We start from the raw sequence: 15,290 nt of genomic DNA on the forward strand, positions 1-15,290 counted from the left end.
TAATACAGAATAATTTATTAAAAATTACAGGTATTTCGGAGGAAGTATTTTATGTTTTTACAAGCAGTTTTTTATTGGTAGGGATGGAACTATCGGTGGAAGTGGCAGTGTTATTTATCCAGGAGACTTTAAATTGTTTTCCGATGTTGCAGAGTCAATACAGCAATTGAAAAAATCCGGGGTCTTAAATTGTTCTTTCACTAATCAATCTGGTAATTCATTTCGATTAACTACCATTTTCCCCAGCCTTCGTCCTTTTGGTCGTTAAACATCCCGATTAACTACCATTTTCCCTCGACCCATGTTATTTTCGTCGTTAAACCTCTCGATTAACTACATTTTCCTTTGGCCCTCGTCCTTTTGGTCGTTAAACCTCCCGATTAACTATCATTTTCCCTCGACCCATGTTATTTTGGTCGTTAAACATCCCGATTAACTACCATTTTTCCTGGCTCCATGTCATTTTCGTCGTTAAACCTCTCGATTAACTACCATTTTTCCTCGACCCATGTTATTTTCGTCGTTAAACATCCCGATTAACTACCATTTTCCCCGGCCTTCGTCCTTTTGGTCGTTAAACATCCCGATTAACTACCATTTTCCCTGGACCCATGTTATTTTCGTCGTTAAACATCCCGATTAACTACCACTTTCCCTGGACCCATGTTATTTTCGTCGTTAAACCTCCCGATTAACTACCATTTTCCTTCGTCCCTCGTCCTTTTGGTCGTTAAACATCCCGATTAACAACCATTTTCCTTTGGCCCTCGTCCTTTTGGTCGTTAAACCTCTCGATTAACTACCACTTTCCCTGGACCCATGTTATTTTCGTCGTTAAACATCCCGATTAACTACCATTTTCCCTGGACCCATGTTATTTTCGTCGTTAAACATCCCGATTAACTACCACTTTCCCTGGACCCATGTTATTTTGGTCGTTAAACATCCCGATTAACTACCATTTTCCCTGGACCCATGTCATTTTCGTCGTTATTCCTCTCGATTAACTACCATTTTCCTTTGACCCTCGTCCTTTTGGTCGTTAAACATCCCGATTAACTACCATTTTTCCTCGCTCCATGTTATTTTCGTCGTAATACATCCCGATTAACTATGGTTGCTGCTGGTTAAAAAGGGGCAAGTAGTTAAAGAAGGCTTAGTTTCCTAAGCCTTCTTCAGTTCATCGATTTTATCTTGAATTGTAAAATGGTGATATATTGTTAAAGCAATAATTGTGATACTAAGAGCACTAGATAAAATTGTACTTCCAATAAGCAGTCGGTTAGTTCTTGAATTAGCCATTCGGATTCACCACTTTTTTTCTTAGTTTGATTAGCAGGTATAAAAATTATGTACTTTACTTTTTAAGTTAATTAAAAATACGAGGCAGTTAATGATTGGAAATCCAAAATTTCTGGGGTGCAGCCATGAAAAAAGAGGAGGTAATTTAAGTATGAGGGAGAATGTTAATATGAGTATAAATTGAGAGGAGTCTGAAAATGTATCATAGCTTAAGCGATTTTTTTAAATCCTGGGAATTTGAGGCTGGGGCTACAAGCAGGGTTCTTAAGAATCTCACAGATGAATCATTAAAGCAGGAAGTCACTTCAAATCAATGGTCTTTAGGGCGTATAGCGTGGCATACCGTCACTGCTATTAAAGTGATTAGTTCACAGGCAGGTTTAAGGTTTGCAGCTCCTAGTGAAGACTGGTCTGTTCCATCTTCAGCTAATTTCATTGCTGAGAGCTATACTAATGCTTCAAATAACCTAATTGAGGCGTTGGAAACTCAATGGGCCGATGAGACCCTGTTGGAACAAATTGATTTCTTTGGCATGAAAATGACAAAGGGAAGTCTGTTGTTATTTTTAAACCAACATCAAACTCATCACCGGGGACAAATGACTATACTAATGAGACAAGCAGGACTTAGTGTTCCAGGGATTTATGGTCCCTCAAAAGAAGAATGGGCACAATTTGGAATGGCTGAACCTAGACAAACTTTATTTAATTAAACTCTAGAGCCACTATTGTAAGTAGGTTTAATCAATATAGAAAGACATAATAACCGATTTAAGATCCAGCTGCCAAACTAGGCGGCTTTTTATTTTTAACTACAGGGGCAGGTTAGCTTTAAAAGGTATAGACGATAAAATATAGAATATATTCACTGTAGAAACTATTGTTACTGAAACGCCTGAAGATAAAAGAGAACGATTAAAAAATAATCCTGCTGGTTCTTGATTCGATTCATTAAATATAGCAAGGGGCATTTACTATAAAGGTAGGAAGGAATTCCCAATTGAATGGGGGATATAAAGGTGTTTGAAAAATTTAATTTTGACTTGATTTATGGTGAACGAAATAATTTAACCCCATTAGTGGTGATGATGTGTGGCGTGGCTGGTTCTGGGAAAACTACTTTCTCAAAAAGAATGGAAAAAGAAGGTTTTGTACGTCTTTCTATTGATGAAGAAATATGGGCTGTTAATGGTCGTTATGGGATTGATTTCCCAATTGAAGAAATTGAGGAATACAAGAAAGATGCAGAAAAAAATTTACGCAATCGTTTAATAAAGTTAATACACGATAAACAACAGGTGGTAATCGACTTCAGTTTTTGGGATCGTGCAAGAAGGTACCAATATAAAAAACTTATTGAGGATTCTGGGGGTAAATGGAAACTTATTTATTTAAAAGTTCAGCCTAATGATTTACTTGAACGGCTTAAGTTACGTAACAAACGATTTGATGCAAACTCGTTCCCTATTTCAGAAGAAATTTTAACTTCTTACCTTAATGGTTTTGAAATACCAAATGGTGAAGGAGAAATGGTGATTGATAATTAGAACTATCAAAAAGGAAAAAATTATTCAATTAACTGAGCAGGTTTGTACTCTATAAACAACAGCCAAAAAGGGAATTTGTTTTTAAACAAACTCCCATTTCAATTTAATTAGTTGTTCTGCTGCAGGAAATCCTCGGTCGAAATTACATTGGCATACATACCGTTAAGTGCGCTGACAAACGCATAATGAACCTGTTCAGCTGGCACGACCTTGTCTTGATAAGATAAGTCTCTTGTCGCACACGCATCTTCTATCAATGTAGTTTCAAAGCCTAGATCCACAGCAGCTCTTACTGTTGCATCAATACACATATGTGTCATCATACCTGTGACCACTAACTTGGTTATTCCTTTTTCTTTTAATTTGCTTTCTAATTGTGTCTTTAAAAAGCTGTTAGCGAAATTTTTAATAATAATGCTTTCGTTTTCTAATGGCAGAACAGCTTCATTTAGTTTAACTCCCTCCGTATTCGGAAGGAAGAAGCCTAACCCTGGATCACTTGCGATATGCTGCACATGGAAAATATTATCTTTGTTATTCTGTCTAAACCAATTGAGAACTTTAGCAGCATTAGCGGCTGCTTTTTCAGGATTGCTTAATTCCATCTTTCCATTAGGAAAATAGTCATTTTGAATATCGACAATGATTAAAGCTGTGCTCATTTTTTCCACCTCATTTAAAGATTCAGTATAATAAAATGATAAATAATATCTTGATTTTTATCGATACTTTGATGAAAGACTTTTATATCAAATAATTTCACGGTGAAAGGATTTTATTATGGATATTGATCAAATTGATTTTCAGATCCTCCGGTTACTAACTGAAAATTCACGTATTCAATGGAAGGACTTAGGAGAACAAATTCATATGACTGGCCAGGCAGTAGGGAATCGTATTAAAAAGCTTGAGGAAAGTGGTGTAATTAAAGCCTACTCCCTTATAATCAATGAACTGAAACTAGGGCTTTTTTATACAGCGTTTGTCATTGTTCATATGAAAACAGCTAATCATGATGCGTTTATCCGTTTTATTCAAGGTCAAATAGAGGTAGTTGAAGCTCACCGAGTATCTGGAGAAGGCTGTTACCATTTAAAAATAAAAGTTAAATCCCAAGAACAATTAAATCTTTTTCTTAATAAACTTCTCGAACATGGAAACTATAGTTTACACCTATCAATACAAGAGATAAAACAGCTTCACCCATTGACTGCTGCAATACAATAGAAATCTTAATGAAAAACACAGATTGTGATGATTTGTACTTAAGCTAACGGGTCCAAATGCTCAAGATCAGCTGCCAAACTAGGCGGCTTTTTATTTTCTTACAAATGAGCAGGTTAGTGGAATAAGGAATTTAATTTTACACCATAGTTGCCTTTGAGATTAGATATTATGAGAATATTAGTAAAAATGGCAAATGATATCAAAAAAGTCGTATATAAATACTCTAAAATTAGTAAGTGAGGTGAGCAATATGTATAGCGAAGTAACTCAAGATGTAATTTATTTTTTAGAACAAAGTTTATTAGATGATTGGCATTTAGATGATTATGCATCACAAATTGGTTATTCGAAATACCATTTATCACGTATTTTCAAACAGGAAACTGGATTGACGATAAGCGAATATATTCGAAAACGAAGACTGGCCACAGCAGCAATGTATTTATTACATTCAGATGAATCGATTATTCACATTGCGTTTAAATTGCATTTTCAATCACAAGAAGCTTTTACACGTTCTTTTAAAGAGCTATATAATATGCCGCCTGGAAAATATCGCAAACAAATGCGAACTCTTCAAGGGATGGAGGAAAAAAACATGAGTGATTTTGAAGCAATCAAAGGCTGGATTTTGAGTGGTTATCACCCAGCTTTTTATGAAATGAAAACGGATGGACAAGTATTTCATACGGGTACGAAATCAGGTTTACTGACTTCAAAAACGGATGCAGGTGAAGAACATTTCGGGACAATGATGCAAAGCTTTTCAGCAAATAACTGGAAAGGAAAACGCATTAAGGTGTCTTGTTTCTTAAAGACAGAGGAAGTCGAAAAATGTGGAGTTTGGTGTCGAGTAGATAATGCTTCAAGCGATGTGATTCAGTTTGATAATATGGATAATCGTCCGATTCACGGTACAACGGACTGGAACTATTATTCGATTGTATTAGATGTTCCAAAAGAAAGTGCTTCTATTCACTTTGGTATCCTATTAACGGGAACAGGCAAGGTTTGGGTTGATGGATTTAAGTTTGAAGAAGCAGATTTATCCGTTGCATCAACAAATATGCTTACACAGGATAAATTACCATTAGAGCCGATTAATTTAGGATTTGATGAAGATTGATAATTATTGATTTAGTTATTGATTTATTTTTTACACTCTATACATCACTAGGCTTTGGGACAAAGGAATATAAAATTCAAATGAAAATGGAAAAACTAGGTGAAGAGTATCCTAATATGCTGCAATGCTATCAGCACAATCAACGAATTTTTGAAACTGACGATAACCTGGCAGAGTTAGTTCTAAGTCTAAATTTAAAAAGCGAAGTAGAAAAAAAGAAATTTGTCTCGTTAGTTAATCAGCGTTTTAAAGATTACACTTAAACAATCAGGTGCAAGAGTATGGCATGTAACAGACGTCAGCAATCAGGCGCTTTTCTGAAATAAAGGAAGCGCCTTCCATTAAGTTGTCATTTAAAAGAGGTTGTGAGGGACTGATTAAATAACAGATCGATAAAAAAGAGTGTTAGATTGCATTTCAACAACATTCTTTCGACCATTTCAATTTTATTTCGATCTATTTTAAAAAAACATTTTTTCAACCTGGAAAGCTGGGAATACAGACTTATGGTCCGCTCTTATTCAAGAACGCCTGTTTCTTCAATTACTACATTGCATTTAACATCGAAGCTTAACATTTTGTAATCGTCTTCCCACTTTTTAAAGTCAAAGTTCCGATTCCGGTTTTTTTTCTTTTGACCGAGGCCAACAGGATCTATTCCGAGATCCTGAAATTGCAGTAATAATCTTAAGCATTCCTTTTCAATTTTTTTCTCCAGTTTCTTTTCAACCTCTCCAACAATCTGTGGGGTTAAAATATCTCCCGTATATTCATCAATAATACCTTCAAGATTAATGGTTATGGCGGCATGATTATTAGTCACCCTTGTTTTATTCTTTGATTTAATGCTCTTTACAGCAGCATATGCTTCTTTTTTTAACTTAACATCGAAGTTTCCTTCGCTATATTTATCTACCAGCAATTTAAAAAAGAACATGTCCTTCACAGGGAGGATGGCCACTTCTTTATCCTTTTGGAAAAGACTAATTCCAGTTATCTTCACCTTATCATTCCCGGCTTTCTTTAGTCGGGGCAAGAAGGGATCCTTACCATCCTGATAGTAATCACGGGAAAAAATATGTAAATTGGTTATTGGAATATCGCGATGTTCAATATTATGCTGAATCAAATTAGAGATATACGTAGCGTTTCCCCTGGTTCCATAATCGCCGTTTAACAATTCTTCTGATTTTCCCTCTGCGGTTGCAACAAATACGCGTGCCCCCATACTTGCATCTCTCTGAAAAGAATCTATCAAGTCGAAAATTCCTTTTTTGGAAATTTCAGGTCCAAATATAGCCAGCTTTAATCCACCTGTGACTACTGGTTCTGATGTTTGTTTAGAAACATCGAGACGTACGTCCTGCCCAAGTTTTCCATTTCCAGAAAATGTTCTGTTAATTACACTTTGATCTGGCTGGAATTCCTGGAATAATACAGTTCCTCTAAACTTATCTTTCTCATCCTCTGCTAAATCGTAGCCGACACCTACTTCAATATTTATATCATCAATGATTTCTTTATCAACACAGCCCGAAAGCAGCAAGAACAGGCATATTAGTATAAGCTTTTTCATTTCTGCTTCACCTTTAATATTGGCAATACGGATTCCATTCAACATAATTAAAATCGCTATGCCAATTGCTATTGGCATGATCATAACTATGTCATGGTTACTGCCTTCAATGAAAATAAGTACAAAATTAGTATGAATCTTTGTGTGGAAGAATATTCGTAATAAGGGAATTCCTGAATAAGGGGTTTTAGTTATTAAGATGAAAGTAGACGCTTTAGGGGGCTGGCTTCTCTATAAAGGTTTAGCAGATCGGTTACAGCTTTTTGTGCGAAAGGGGCAGAAATAGTTGAACATGAAGGAAGGAAAATAAGGTTATTAACTGGAATATCCATATACATAAGCTAAGTAAGAAAGGAATAGCATGCTCAATATTTTAACTCTATTTTTAAGTTATTTGATTGGTTCATTTTCATTTGCTTTAGTTATCGGTAAACTTTTCTATAAAACCGATATTCGAGGTTACGGCAGCGGGAACCTTGGTGCAACCAATGTTTATAGGGTTCTTGGAAAGAAAGCAGGACTAATTGTTGCAATTGCTGATTTATTAAAAGGTACATTTGCTTGTTTACTTCCTCAAATCCTTAATTCTGCGGTTAATCCCATTATCTGTGGTTTATTGGCCATATTGGGCCACGTATTCCCTATTTTTGCAGGGTTTAAAGGCGGGAAAGCTGTTACGACAGCAACCGGTGTCTTATTATTTTTGACACCCTTCGGTACTTTAACTGGCTTTGTTGTATTTCTATTAACTTTGATACTATCTAAGTATGTTTCATTAAGTTCAATGTTAGCTGGAATAGCCATATTTATTTACAGCCTTATATTTGAGGATAAAGTCATTATTGCTTTTTCATTATTTATTAGTGTATTAGTGATCATTTTGCATAGACAAAATATCAAAAGATTGATAACAGGAACTGAAAACAAACTATGGTAATGATATTCAAAAAACACAAGGTATTCGGCAAAGGCAAAAAATAATTGGATTTAGAGATTGCTGAATAGTAACTAATCAAAGGGAGCGTGGCGAATATGTCTCATGCTATCGATGTTTTGGCCGATCAATTGTCAGCAAATGCAAATGACCCTAGCTGGTACATTCCATTTTCAGAATCAGTTGCAGACTTATCAGAGGAAGATGCGTTTTGGAAACCCAATGAGGAGAGCAATAGCATCGCAGAAATTGTTCAGCATCTGCTTTATTGGAATGAAACCTGGCAAAAGAGGTATCAAAAATCTCACGTAAATGCTGTTCCACCCCTAGCTGATAATAATGAAAGCTTTATAATTCCGGAAAATGCAAAGTTTACTGACTTAAAAGAACAGCTATTAGAGGTACTCTTGCAGTGGCAGGAACTGCTCTCCCAAGAAAAACTGGAAAGTGAAATTGAGGGTTTCCCCGAAGCTGCAGAGTGGTGGGCAATACTTGGGAATCTATCCACTCATAACGCCTACCATATAGGACAAATCATTTACGTCCGGAAACTGCAAAGGAGTTGGGAAAATAAGTAAGATAATTAATGAGGTATCGAAAGTATCAAAAGAAAAAATATTCAGCAGCTAAGCCAATCATTTTTATTCAAGATCAGGGCAGGTTAGCGAAATAGATGTAAAGTAAATTTATGAGCAATTGCCAACAAGGCAGCTTGTTTTGAGGTGTTATGGTTAACTACAGAGGAATTAGTAAACACCTAGGAACTTAAAACGAAAGCATTAAACATGCTGAGGCGTTGATTCCAATTCATTCTTCTATATACTTTTATTAAATTAAACCTGGGTCGTCATAGCAGGGGTCTTTTTTACAAGATGAACTATTGCGAAAGGTTTCAAGTGAAAATAGTTCTTGTTAAATAGATGGAGCTAGGCTTAGTCTGATAAGGAATGACAAAGGCAGTCTACTTTTCAGTATTTAAAAGTACTAAATTAAAAATCAGCTAAAGAAAACCCAGAGATTAATATAGAAACAAATGGATCAGCAATTACACAACAAAAATGAGTTGTCCTATAATTAGACAACCCATTTTTGCTGTTATTTATTCAATTCAACCGTTTCATTTACATCTGTCGATTTAGAACTTTGCCCTGTCATGCGTTTAAAGAGAAAGGCTACTTTCTTCGTAAAGTTACCGGTTTCCCAATATTCGACTGCTTCTGCTTTTATTTTTATCAGGACAACGTTTGGATCATCATAAGAAGTTTGCATAATTTCCTCATATGCTTTGCTCCACAATTCTTTTTTCTTATCTAAATCTTCAACTATTTCCGCTTTTCCACGGACGGAAACATAGGATTTACCTGCATAGGCTACATTAACATCTTGATCATGTAAAATTTCATCATATTTATTAGTCTCTTTTTTAGTGAAAAACCATAAGTCACCATCAAATTCTACTTCTTGTGTTTTCATGGGCCGGGACACAAGCCCTTCTTCAGTTACCGTTGTCAGCATGGCCGTGTCTATGTCTTTGATTAACTCTCTTAATGTTTCTATTTCTTCTTGATTTATCATATTAGACATTCCATCACCTCGTTAAAGTTATATAGAGGTATATTACCCTTCATTCCTGCTATTATTCAGGTGTAGCCTAACTATATTCAAAGTGAAACCGAAAAACCGTGTTCAGACCACTGCTTGGCAACTTTTTTTCTTTTTGAACATAGAGGCACTGTAATCGAACAAGGAAGTCAAATAAATAGCATTACACACCTGATAAGTATTAAGAGGAAAGCGGATTGAAAGTGAAATGCTTAAAAGTCAGGAGGAGGTATAAATGGTTTTGGGTTCATTCTTATTTTCTATCATTCTTTGGATTGCTGGAATATTTATTCTGTATATAGTCATTTCCGCAGCAGTCAGGGATGGTATTAACAAGTCTGTGGCTGGTCAATTGATCGAAACAAAGTATGGGATTAATAAGAAAAGGGATTCATTTCTTGATCGTGATTTAGATAATGACAAATAAAGAACGAACGTGGTATATAATTTGGAATAGACTATATAAAATATAAGGAGAAAAAAATGCACGCATTATTAATAGGAGCAACGGGAGCAACTGGCAAGGACTTGCTGGATATATTGCTGGAGGATGATTCTTTTCATCGGGTTGATATTTTTGTCAGGCGTGATCTTCATATCCAGCATGAAAAATTAAAGGTGCATGTGATTGACTTTGACAACGAACAATGGAAGTATTTGGTGAAGGGGGATGTTTTGTTTTCTTGTTTGGGAACTACACTAAAAGCTGCGGGAAGTAAAGAAGCTCAATGGAAAATTGATTACGATTATCAATACCAGTTTGCGGAAGCCGCCAGAGAAAACAATGTGAGTCATTATGTATTGGTATCATCAGGTTCTTCCTCGCCTGATTCTCCCATTTTTTATACAAGGATGAAGGGGCAGTTAGAAGAAGCTGTAAAGGCTTTAGGGTTCCCAAAGCTATCAATCTTCAAGCCGCCTGTATTGATACGAAAAAATAGTGATAGAACAATGGAAGTTGCCGGATTGAAGGCCATACAGTTTTTTAATAAATTTGGAATACTTCGTTCTCAAAAGCCTCTGCCGACAGAAATATTGGCGGAAGCCATGGTCCATTCCGCTAAAACAAAGGATAACGGATTTTTTACACTAGAAGGCAAAGCGATTTGGGAATGTGCAGGGCTAAATAATATCGAGTAATCAATATGTACCTCATAGAGTATGATACTAATAACTTTGGACAAAAAGGTCAAAGTTATTTTTTTATAAAGTGAACAGGGGATTTATATGGTGTTTTAGGTGATATTTGGGAATATAGTTATGATGCGGGATGGCGCTGCAAGCCAGAATTTCTGGCTGGGATAGGAGGGATTTGATTGAAAAAAAACTACATAACTTATGCTTTTGCCGTTCTATTTGTGATTGCCATTTTGGCTATCATGGACGGTTTAAATAATTCAAATGCGGCTGAGGAGCTGAGAAAAGAAAAAGATAGATTAGCTGAGAAAGCCGCAAGTTTCGAAGAAGAATATGAAAATAATGCTAAGATGCTGGATGTGGCAAGGAAGGAGATTGATGAATTGAAGAAGGAAATCGAATCTTTAAGGTCTGCTATTGAATATAGGGAATTTTCAGCAGCGATAAAGACGATTGAATCCTACAAGGCAGCACAATCATTTAAGGAGGCGAATGCGTTTATAGCCAGAATAGATGGTTCGGGATACTATGCAGGAGAAAGATCCGGCAAGTGCCATTGCGGGTTTATATTCAATGGTGAGGGGTTTGAATGGATACCCAATTCCGTTCTTGATCTTAAAGAGTTTAGAGTCGAACAAGATAAAATCCGCCTCACCTATCAAACAGCAGAAGAAGTTACACAGGATTACCAATTTGTTATGGCCAAGGCGCCGGGACAATACGACAGTGAGGAAAAGTGGAGGGTTGAAGAAATTACACTGGTGGAAAAGGTTCCTCATTAAGAAAAAGTGTGACTCAGTGGATCAAACAAATAAGAAAACTCGCCCCCTGGCGAGTTCACTTACGGTGTGCGTGTGCTGCTTTCCTCCAGTATTGATGTGACAATATGCCGTGAATCCCATTCCCCGCCTGAAAACTTGACGATCGGATATCTTTTCGGAAAAAGCTTTTGCTGAATCGCGTCGGCTGAATTCCCTTCTTTGTGCAGAGCGAATACGTCATCCTGGATAGATAACAGATAATCCCGCTTTCGCTTGAGTGCTGCGCGTCCATCTTCTACATAGCCTGCATGGCTGCAGAATACATCTTCAAAGTCGTAAGTGAGAACGCGTTCAAGTGATCGGATAATTTCCGGTATGCTTTCTTCCGCTAAAACGACCTTGGTCTTTTCGCTGACGAATAAATCGCCAGTAAACAGCTGGCCTGTTTCCCTGTTTAAGAAGGCTTTATGATCGGAAGCGTGGCCGGGGGTGTCGATGACATCCCATTGTGCTTTACGGGATGAAAATGAGTCAGGCATGGCCTGGGCATTGAATGGCTTTCTTCTTCCCCAAAAGAGCTGCCTGTATAAAGGGTAATCGGCCCTTTTAGCACAGGAAATGATAGATTTTTCGTTTAAAAAGATAGGCAGTTTCTTTGTTTTTTCAGCATATGCCGCGCAGCCTGTATGATCTTCATGAAAATGGGTGATCATGACCTGGTCAAAATCGCCTTCATCCATAAATGGCTGGAAAAATGTATGTAAGGACTGGGCGCCAGTGTCAATTAAGATTCCATCCGTTAAATAGCTATAGACATTTAAGGAAACACCCTGAAACTTAATTTGGCCATTCAGGTAGGAAACACCGTGTTTCTCTCCCGTGGATGCCTTTTTCTTAACAAACAAAACATTCAGCTCCTTTCCTGATATCAGGGTCATGCATGAAGTATTTCGCCGTAACGCTGTACATTGTTTCTGCCATTCCTTTTTGCATCATAAAGTGCGAGATCGGCGTGCTTCAATAGGGTTTTGGATGGATTATCCAGATTATCCGCTGAGACGTTTGTATGTGACAGGCCGAAGCTTGAGGTGATGGAAATTCTGTTATCATCCACAATGATCGGGCTCCCGGCAATGTCCAGGCGGATCGCTTCGATCAGCAGGTGTGCATCGTGTGCAGGCGTGTCAGGCAAATAAATCATGAATTCTTCTCCGCCATATCTCCCGATGATATCCCTTTTTCGAAGGCTGTTTTTCACGAGGCCTGCAATCTGAACCAGCACGAGATCGCCAGCTTCGTGGCCATATGTATCATTGACATGTTTAAAGTGGTCAATATCAAACATAATAAGTGAAACATCCGAACCTGGAGATAGGGTGCTCAGGGAGCTTTCCATCTCACTTAAAAAATAGGCCCGATTATAAATCTGGGTTAAGCTGTCAACGCTGGCCAAACGTTTAAGGGTTTTCTGCATATTTACTTTTTCAGTTACATCAGCCAATGAGATAATTCGTCCAATGGGGTCTTTGTTCAGGGAATAGACGGGTGAAAATTGTACTTGGAAATGGACCTGCTCCCCCTCATTTTCCCATACATAATCCCCATTCTTTCCAGAACAGATAACTTTTCTAAGCGTGCTGTTTCCATGCAGAACATCATGAATATGCTTGCCGATGGCAGATTGCTTCAGATCAGGCATAACAGGCAGCATCGCCTGGTTATAATCCACGATTGCCCCGTTCTGATTGAGAACGATGACACCCTCCTTCATGCTTTCAAAAACCGTGTCCCTTGCTATTGGAGCGAGATTGAACATCTGGAATGAGAAGAGCGCTATGCCATGCAGGATGAAGGAAATACTCATGGATACAGGGCCTAAATCAATGCCGTAGGGACTCAGGTTATTCAGATAATAATGATTGGCGACAATCGGAACAGCCAGTCCGGCGGTCATCAAAAGGATTTGCATTCGGAAACGCCAGAAGGATCTTCTTAAGCGCAGAAGCAGGATGATCATACTGAACATCAGGCACATGAAAAGGAAAATGGCGTGCACGTAAAACCAGAATCCATATTCCAGATCCAATACGGGAAATGGCGTATCCTCTCTCAGCCTGACTGCTGAGTAGTAGAAATGATGAAGCTTATTGGTATGATGCATAAAGATGGTTAAAATCGGGATGATGAACAGGGAAAAATATAGGCGCTTGCCCAGCTTGTGTCCGGCATATTCCAGACACATCAATAAAGTGAAAACAGGAATGAATGGCATGAACAAATATTCAATGCCCAGCCAGAATTGAATTTCTGCTAAAGTGGAGCCCGACAGTTCGAATGCATAAGAAAAGGCAAAAATTGCGGACAGCAGTGTTAAGATCTTATAAGGTCCGGCACCCGGTGCATTCCTTAGTTTAAAATGTGCAAAGAGACAAAGCGATAAGCTGAGTGTCCCTGAAAAAGTGAGAATGAGGATGTACATCCATAATTCGTGCCCCATATGAGTTTTCTCCAAATGAAAATATTTTTCCCCTATTATATAATTCCTTTTTCTATAAAACTAGCTTTATTAGATATAGGGCTCATTGCGTTTCCGGAAAGGTCATTTCATTGCAGCAGCAGCGCCAAGTGCCAGGACAGCCGCTCTTTTCTGGAGGCTGCCTTAATATAATCTATTTTTATAGCTATCCTTGAGGTCCTTCGCCACTTGTTCGGATGTATCATTCGGCAATTTTGCATGAGCTGCCAGCATTGCAGGGGCAGAAGGAAGGGCTTCTTTCGCGGGCCATGATTCTCCGTTCCATAATCCCGATCGGATCAATGCTTTCGCACAATGGATAAAGCATTCCTCTGCCTCTACTAAAATTCCAAATAAAGGAGCTCGGCCTTTAACCTTGCTCTTCTCTAAGAGCTCAGGGTCACGGCAAATATAAGCTTTGCCATTTATTCTTAGCGTTTCTCCAAGCCCGGGTATGAGAAAAAGGAGTCCAATATTGGGATTTCCAATGATATTATGAGCGGAATCCATTCTTCGATTGCCCGGCCGTTCCGGAATAAAAAGATGCTGCTCGTCAAGAACCGTCACAAATCCGGGGGAATCCCCCCTCGGAGAAACATCACATTTTCCGTCAGAATCTGAAGTGGACAAGGTTAAAAAGGGGGATTTGGAAATAAAATCACTGCAATGCTCATCGATGAAAGTAATGACTTTGCTGGCGGCACGCGCACTGGGCTGGCCGATTTCTTCCCGAAAAGATTCGAATTCTTCCTTGGTAGTGATAATATCTGTATATTTTGACCTCATAAATTTCACCTTTTTCTATTGGAATAAGTATCCTTAGTGGTCTGTCTTAGGTGATCTTTTGACAATACGGAAAACAAAGTAATAAACCCCGCTAAGCCCCAATATCCCCAGCACAGTCAGGAAAGGCACTTTTTCAGCAAATAGTATTCCAACAACAAATAGGGCAAAGCTCAAAATGATGGCTAATAGGGTTAATAAAAATCGCTGCGATTTATTCAAAATATCTACCGCCTTCAATTTTATAAAATTCTGTGTGTGCGTTTTTTCATATTCGTTGCCTATAGGCAGCATGAAATGAAGAAAGAGCAGGAATATATCACAAAATTAAATCATGAGATTCTGGATGAATTAAAGAATAAAGAAAGGCTGTAAACTATATTTTAACATAAATATCCATATTTAAAGGAGGGAGTAAATGAATATTTCTAACAAGTTATTAGACTATGCAATTGTTTATGATGATCGAAGGCAAGTAATCTCAGGAAAGTATGAGGATAAGAGAATCATTATCGAGGAGATTAAAAACGGATTTAAGGCTGAAGTGGAAAACAGGACAGATAAGAGCGTACTGGTCGTTTATGATTGGTGTAAGACACATAGCGGGATTGAGATTATATTGTATGCCTTTGAAAGCTGACAAAGACCGCCAGACGAAACCGGATATTGAAACGGAATATCGGAACTAGAATCAATCTGGTTGAGGTATGGTCAGGCAGGGCTGCTGTCTGGTTATGCCTTTTTTTCTTTGTTCATGACTGGATCCTTTAGTGGGACAAA

18 protein-coding genes are annotated in these 15,290 nt (G+C 37.8%); 11 read left to right on the forward strand and 7 right to left on the reverse strand.

From position 1 onward, the window contains the following. Positions 1-1,499: 1,499 nt before the first annotated feature. Positions 1,500-2,015: a DinB family protein gene (locus tag AC0VZ9_RS04260; RefSeq protein ID WP_019379450.1), complete on the forward strand. Its 516-nt coding sequence runs from the start codon at positions 1,500-1,502 to the stop codon at positions 2,013-2,015. 306 nt (positions 2,016-2,321) lie between these two features. Next, entirely contained in the window at positions 2,322-2,849 is a 528-nt protein-coding gene (locus AC0VZ9_RS04265; RefSeq protein ID WP_251263919.1) for a P-loop nucleotide/nucleoside kinase family protein, read from the forward strand. Between the two features lie 107 nt (positions 2,850-2,956). Here AC0VZ9_RS04265 and AC0VZ9_RS04270 read toward each other — a convergent pair whose 3' ends face one another. Next, positions 2,957-3,511, reverse strand: a complete 555-nt coding sequence (locus AC0VZ9_RS04270; protein WP_251263918.1) for a cysteine hydrolase family protein — start codon at positions 3,509-3,511, stop codon at positions 2,957-2,959. A 118-nt stretch (positions 3,512-3,629) separates the two neighbouring features. On the opposite strand from AC0VZ9_RS04270, the gene AC0VZ9_RS04275 reads away from it, so the two are divergent. From AC0VZ9_RS04275 to AC0VZ9_RS04285, 3 genes are all read left to right on the forward strand, one after another. Beyond that, the gene (locus AC0VZ9_RS04275; protein WP_009335216.1) at positions 3,630-4,076 is read left to right on the forward strand and encodes an Lrp/AsnC family transcriptional regulator; all 447 of its coding nucleotides are present in this window, start codon (positions 3,630-3,632) and stop codon (positions 4,074-4,076) included. Between the two features lie 250 nt (positions 4,077-4,326). Further along, positions 4,327-5,202 (forward strand): helix-turn-helix transcriptional regulator, encoded by an 876-nt coding sequence (locus AC0VZ9_RS04280; RefSeq protein ID WP_475397043.1) that lies wholly within the window; start codon positions 4,327-4,329, stop codon positions 5,200-5,202. Then, complete coding sequence (locus AC0VZ9_RS04285) at positions 5,199-5,465, forward strand: hypothetical protein (protein ID WP_475397044.1); 267 nt, start codon at positions 5,199-5,201, stop codon at positions 5,463-5,465. The genes AC0VZ9_RS04280 and AC0VZ9_RS04285 overlap by 4 nt, the downstream gene beginning before the upstream one ends. Before the next feature lie 254 nt (positions 5,466-5,719). Here the strand turns inward: AC0VZ9_RS04285 and AC0VZ9_RS04290 are convergent, their stop codons facing one another. After that, positions 5,720-6,778, reverse strand: a complete 1,059-nt coding sequence (locus tag AC0VZ9_RS04290; protein ID WP_026041529.1) for a Ger(x)C family spore germination protein — start codon at positions 6,776-6,778, stop codon at positions 5,720-5,722. Positions 6,779-7,139: 361 nt separating this feature from the next. Between AC0VZ9_RS04290 and plsY the strand changes: the two genes are divergently transcribed. Together plsY and AC0VZ9_RS04300 are read left to right on the forward strand one after the other, a co-directional pair. Continuing rightward, on the forward strand, positions 7,140-7,715 hold the full coding sequence (gene plsY / locus AC0VZ9_RS04295; protein ID WP_475397045.1) for a glycerol-3-phosphate 1-O-acyltransferase PlsY: 576 nt from the start codon (positions 7,140-7,142) through the stop codon (positions 7,713-7,715). 95 nt (positions 7,716-7,810) lie between these two features. Then, positions 7,811-8,290 carry a DinB family protein gene (locus AC0VZ9_RS04300; RefSeq protein WP_019379443.1) on the forward strand — a complete coding sequence of 160 codons (480 nt, stop codon included), beginning with the start codon at positions 7,811-7,813 and terminating at the stop codon, positions 8,288-8,290. A 517-nt stretch (positions 8,291-8,807) separates the two neighbouring features. On the opposite strand, the gene AC0VZ9_RS04305 is transcribed toward AC0VZ9_RS04300, so the two are convergent. Further along, positions 8,808-9,296, reverse strand: a complete 489-nt coding sequence (locus AC0VZ9_RS04305; RefSeq protein WP_019379442.1) for a pyridoxamine 5'-phosphate oxidase family protein — start codon at positions 9,294-9,296, stop codon at positions 8,808-8,810. Positions 9,297-9,549: 253 nt separating this feature from the next. Between AC0VZ9_RS04305 and AC0VZ9_RS04310 the strand changes: the two genes are divergently transcribed. The 3 genes from AC0VZ9_RS04310 to AC0VZ9_RS04320 all read left to right on the forward strand — a co-directional run bounded on the left by AC0VZ9_RS04310 (position 9,550) and on the right by AC0VZ9_RS04320 (position 11,233). After that, positions 9,550-9,741 carry a hypothetical protein gene (locus AC0VZ9_RS04310; protein ID WP_475397046.1) on the forward strand — a complete coding sequence of 64 codons (192 nt, stop codon included), beginning with the start codon at positions 9,550-9,552 and terminating at the stop codon, positions 9,739-9,741. 56 nt (positions 9,742-9,797) lie between these two features. Then, positions 9,798-10,454: an NAD(P)H-binding protein gene (locus AC0VZ9_RS04315; protein ID WP_475397047.1), complete on the forward strand. Its 657-nt coding sequence runs from the start codon at positions 9,798-9,800 to the stop codon at positions 10,452-10,454. Positions 10,455-10,630: 176 nt separating this feature from the next. After that, positions 10,631-11,233 (forward strand): hypothetical protein, encoded by a 603-nt coding sequence (locus AC0VZ9_RS04320; RefSeq protein WP_475397048.1) that lies wholly within the window; start codon positions 10,631-10,633, stop codon positions 11,231-11,233. Between the two features lie 59 nt (positions 11,234-11,292). Here the strand turns inward: AC0VZ9_RS04320 and AC0VZ9_RS04325 are convergent, their stop codons facing one another. From AC0VZ9_RS04325 to AC0VZ9_RS04340, 4 genes are all read right to left on the reverse strand, one after another. Further along, the gene (locus AC0VZ9_RS04325) at positions 11,293-12,117 is read right to left on the reverse strand and encodes an MBL fold metallo-hydrolase (protein WP_251174062.1); all 825 of its coding nucleotides are present in this window, start codon (positions 12,115-12,117) and stop codon (positions 11,293-11,295) included. Between the two features lie 29 nt (positions 12,118-12,146). Next, entirely contained in the window at positions 12,147-13,709 is a 1,563-nt protein-coding gene (locus tag AC0VZ9_RS04330) for a histidine kinase N-terminal 7TM domain-containing diguanylate cyclase (RefSeq protein ID WP_256815963.1), read from the reverse strand. Between the two features lie 162 nt (positions 13,710-13,871). Further along, entirely contained in the window at positions 13,872-14,522 is a 651-nt protein-coding gene (locus AC0VZ9_RS04335; RefSeq protein ID WP_372675474.1) for a pyridoxamine 5'-phosphate oxidase family protein, read from the reverse strand. 24 nt (positions 14,523-14,546) lie between these two features. After that, on the reverse strand, positions 14,547-14,732 hold the full coding sequence (locus tag AC0VZ9_RS04340) for a hypothetical protein (RefSeq protein WP_071158071.1): 186 nt from the start codon (positions 14,730-14,732) through the stop codon (positions 14,547-14,549). 196 nt (positions 14,733-14,928) lie between these two features. Between AC0VZ9_RS04340 and AC0VZ9_RS04345 the strand changes: the two genes are divergently transcribed. Then, the gene (locus AC0VZ9_RS04345) at positions 14,929-15,150 is read left to right on the forward strand and encodes a hypothetical protein (protein WP_019379434.1); all 222 of its coding nucleotides are present in this window, start codon (positions 14,929-14,931) and stop codon (positions 15,148-15,150) included. Positions 15,151-15,290 lie beyond the last annotated feature (140 nt).

Source organism: Cytobacillus sp. QJM3NY_8 (assembly GCF_056173585.1).